The organism is Oerskovia sp. NPDC060338 (genome assembly GCF_042726295.1).
GTDB classification, from domain to species: domain Bacteria; phylum Actinomycetota; class Actinomycetes; order Actinomycetales; family Cellulomonadaceae; genus Oerskovia; species Oerskovia merdavium.
The window spans coordinates 1-2,278 of the sequence record NZ_JBHXCQ010000033.1 but is presented as its reverse complement, the minus strand read 5'-3'; the positions used below and the strand labels follow the sequence as shown (position 1 = coordinate 2,278).

Annotated in this window: 3 protein-coding genes; all 3 read right to left on the bottom strand. The window is 67.4% G+C overall.

Annotated features, from left to right (window positions below; all coding sequences use genetic code 11):
• Window positions 1-5: 5 nt before the first annotated feature.
• From ACFWGN_RS21435 to ACFWGN_RS21425, 3 genes are read right to left on the bottom strand one after another with little or no spacing between them, the layout of a single operon-like run.
• Window positions 6-617 carry a cadmium resistance transporter gene (locus ACFWGN_RS21435; RefSeq protein WP_193720601.1) on the bottom strand — a complete coding sequence of 204 codons (612 nt, stop codon included), beginning with the start codon at window positions 615-617 and terminating at the stop codon, window positions 6-8.
• On the bottom strand, window positions 611-982 hold the full coding sequence (locus ACFWGN_RS21430) for a helix-turn-helix transcriptional regulator (protein ID WP_193720600.1): 372 nt from the start codon (window positions 980-982) through the stop codon (window positions 611-613). The genes ACFWGN_RS21435 and ACFWGN_RS21430 overlap by 7 nt, the downstream gene beginning before the upstream one ends.
• Window positions 983-1,009: 27 nt before the next feature.
• Complete coding sequence (locus ACFWGN_RS21425) at window positions 1,010-2,140, bottom strand: IS30 family transposase (RefSeq protein WP_377619770.1); 1,131 nt, start codon at window positions 2,138-2,140, stop codon at window positions 1,010-1,012.
• Window positions 2,141-2,278 lie beyond the last annotated feature (138 nt).

Sequence of the window (2,278 nt, the reverse complement as noted above, 5' to 3'; positions counted from 1 at the left end):
ACTGTTCACAGGAGTGATGCGATGTGGGCGAGGGTGCCGGACTCGATGAGGATGAACAGGCCGAGACCTATGAAGACCACGGGCACGAGCCAGTGCTCGACCTTCTCCAGTGCTTCGGTCACCTTCTCGTTGCTGCCGATGGCGCGCGCGAGCAGGCACCATCCGGCGAGCAGGACGAGGAACACCGCGATCGTGACCAGGGCGTCGGTGGTCGAGATGGTGCGGAACACCGGGGTGTAGATCGCGATGTTGTCCCCGCCGTTGGCGATCGTGATGCCTGCGACGCCGAGCAGCCCGACGGTCTTGAGGGCAGACTCGGCCTCATCGTCGTCGGCCTTGCCGCGCAACGTGCGCACCAGGGCCAGCACACCGATCGCGAGCGGGATCAGGCCCAGCAGGCCTACCCACTCGTCCGGCACGATCGTCAGGCCCAGCGCAGCCAGGAAGCTGACCGCGATAAGCGTGATCAGGCCCAGGTACTGCCCGGCCACGATCTGCCACCCGCGCAGCCGCGACGTCCCCCGCGCGGCGACCGCGAACAGGACCGTCAGGACCACGATGTCGTCCAGGTTGGTTGCGACGAACAACCCGACTGCGCCCGCGATCGTGCTCAGCACGCCGACACCTGCCCGTCCGCGCCGTAGGTCGGGCAGAGCGCGACTGCGCTGCCCGTCGCTGCGAGCAGCGTCTCAGCGGCCGCGAGCACGTCCAGCAGCTCCGAGCGCGCCAACGAGTAGAACACCCGCCGGCCCTCCATGCGGCCCACCACCAGGCCGCAGTCCTTCAAGCACGCCACGTGCGAGGACACCGTTGACTGCGCCAGACCCAGATCCGCCGTGAGCTCCGCGACCCGTGCCTCTCCGGCCGCGAGCCGGCGAACGATCGCCAACCTCGCTGGGTCGCCCAACGACCGGAACAACGCGACCGCAGGCTCAACATCAGCCGTGGTTGCTGTACATACCTCGGATTCTATGATCGACATAGACCGATAATAGCCGATGACTGTCGATCATTCGGTCCTGAGAAGTTGCGTGAGCCGCTGGGTGGGCGTGACCCACCCCAGTGTCTTACGGGGCCGCGTGTTGAGCTGATGAGCGACGGCGTCCAGGTGCGCGCGGTCGTGGCGGCGCAGGTCCGTGCCCTTCGGGAAGTACTGACGCAGGAGGCCGTTGGTGTTCTCGTTCGATCCGCGTTGCCAGGGTGAGGCGGGGTCGCAGAAGTAGACCGGGATGCTCGTGGCGAGGGTGAACTCGTGGTGGCGGCCCATCTCCGAGCCCTGGTCCCAGGTGACCGAGCGGCGCAGCGCGACCGGCAAGGTCACCATGGTCTGTACGAGTGCGTCACGGAACGTCACGGCAGACCGGTCCCCGGGAAGGTGTACGAGCACGAGGAATCGGGAGGCTCGCTCGACCAGGGTTCCGATCGCGGACTGCTGGTTCTTGCCGATGATGAGGTCTCCTTCCCAGTGCCCGGGTACGGCTCGGTCAGCTACCTCGAGTGGGCGCTGAGAGATCATGACCATCGGGTGGGAGTAGCGGGGCTGGCGCTGCTGGGCCTGGCGGCGGGGCTTGCGCCGGGCGCGTCCGGTGCGCAGCGCGGTCACGGCCTCGCGCCGTAGCCCGCCGCGCGCCTGGACGTAGATCGCTTGGTAAATCGTCTCGGTGCTCACGTTCATCTCCGCCCGACCGGGGTGGCGGGATCGGAGCGCGACGCTGATCTGTTCCGGGCTCCACCGCAGGTCCAGGTGCTTCTGAACGAAGACTCGCAGGGGCGTGTGAGATGCGATCTTTGCGGGCTTGGGGCGGGGCCGGCGGCCCTCGGCGCGCAGCTGAGCAGCGTGCGGACGGTACTGCCCGTTCGTCGGGTGCCGATTGCGTGTGACCTCCCGGCTGATCGTGGAGACCGACCGCCCGAGCTCGGCGGCGATCGACCGCAACGACTTCCGCTCCCGCAGCAGGTCCGCGATCACGAGTCGGTCCGAGAGCGAAAGGAACCTGCCCGAAGACTGCGAGAAGGCCCGCGCGACCCCCACCGACTGTGGGAGTCCCGCGGGCCGTCTTCCTGCTGGAGATCCGTTACGCCACCGCTTGCCCGTGCGCCGGTTGATCCCGACGATCCTGCAAGCCTCGTTATTGCTCATGCCCTGGGCCATGAGCAGGAAGTATGCCTCGCGCTCACGCTCGAGCTTCCGCCTGCCCTGCGGTGCTCGCAGGGGTCTGATCTCAAAGTCCATCGCATCCCCGAAGGTCGGGCGTTGCGACGACTGCTAGAACTCAAG

What these genes read in the sequence shown, in the direction of transcription:
- ACFWGN_RS21425 (WP_377619770.1), bottom strand. Translation starts at nt 2,140, where the DNA reads ATGAGCAATAACGAGGCTTGCAGGATCGTCGGGATCAACCGGCGCACG.
- ACFWGN_RS21430 (WP_193720600.1), bottom strand. Translation starts at nt 982, where the DNA reads ATGTCGATCATAGAATCCGAGGTATGTACAGCAACCACGGCTGATGTT.